Origin of the sequence: Streptomyces sp. NRRL WC-3549, assembly GCF_000721935.1 — a bacterium.
Lineage (GTDB): Bacteria > Actinomycetota > Actinomycetes > Streptomycetales > Streptomycetaceae > Streptomyces.
Map to the genome: position 1 here is coordinate 83,672 of NZ_KL585391.1, position 1,031 is coordinate 84,702.

The following is a 1,031-nucleotide window of genomic DNA, read 5'->3' on the forward strand; positions in this document are numbered from 1 at the left end:
GGCGGCGGGCAGCTGCTCGGCCGGCAGCAGCCGCGCGATCATCGAGCTGCGGGCCGGCGAGTTGAGCGCCAGGCACACGCCCTGGAGGGCGACGACCCCGTACAGGAACCCGACGTGCTCGATCCCGGCGAAGGCCACAGCGGCCAGGGCTATGGAGAGGACGAACGAGCCGACGGCACTGTAGAGGCCGAGCTTGCGCCGGTCGACGGTGTCCGCGATCGCCCCGCCGTACAGCCCGAGGAGCACCAGCGGGACGAACGAGCAGAGGCCGATCAGTCCGACGGAGAACGCGGACCCGGTGATGTCGTAGACCTGAAGCGAGACGGCCAGCGCCGTCATCCCCTGCCCGACCCAGGAGACGGTGTTGCCGAACCAGAGCCGCCGGTAGTCGGGAGAGGCCCGCAGAGGAGTCAGGTCGGCGAGTATGCGCGTGCGGGATACACGTGGTTCGGCTGTTTCGGTCACGGGGGATGGTAACGACCGGCGGCCGGGCCCGGGCGGCCGGGGCGGGCACTGCCTCGGCACACCCGCCGGGCAGGGGCCGATCAGACGGGCGTACGCGACGCCCCCACCGCGTGCCCCGGCCACCCGCTCCTGCCAGGCAGGGCGGATCGTCCGCGCCGCAGCTGAGGACCCCAACGCCTACAAGATGATCCATGGCTCGCAGACCGTGGTCATCAGTGAGGGGCTGGACGACGCCCCGGCGGGCTCCTGGCCCCCATTTCGGTCGTCGGTGATGGGATTCAGCGCTCGGTGGACTTCGGTATGAACGGGCACCTGAACAATGCGGACGTCAGAGTAGACGCCGAGACCGCAACAACATGATCAAACACTACGACTACGGACAGGCGCAGACGAACGGCGTGCTGCGCGGGATGGCGCTGGAACGAGGGCTCTCGGAGCAGGAGTTGGACGCGAGCCCCGGCGAGTACGAGGATCGCCTTCAAGCGATCACCGAGCAGTGGTACCAGAACGGCATGGGCGCCGCCGCCAAGTCGATGGGACAGTAACCGATGGACAAGAAGTGGCTG

The 1,031-nt window shown here is 68.9% G+C and carries 2 protein-coding genes; one reads left to right on the forward strand and one right to left on the reverse strand.

Annotation, left to right across the window (positions count from 1 at the left end):
- The coding region (locus tag IH13_RS0108925; RefSeq protein WP_031082655.1) for an MFS transporter at window positions 1-465 on the reverse strand (465 nt) is incomplete at its 3' end.
- A 356-nt stretch (window positions 466-821) separates the two neighbouring features.
- Here IH13_RS0108925 and IH13_RS0108930 point away from each other — a divergent pair.
- Window positions 822-1,010, forward strand: a complete 189-nt coding sequence (locus IH13_RS0108930) for a hypothetical protein (protein WP_031082657.1) — start codon at window positions 822-824, stop codon at window positions 1,008-1,010.
- Window positions 1,011-1,031: the final 21 nt, after the last annotated feature.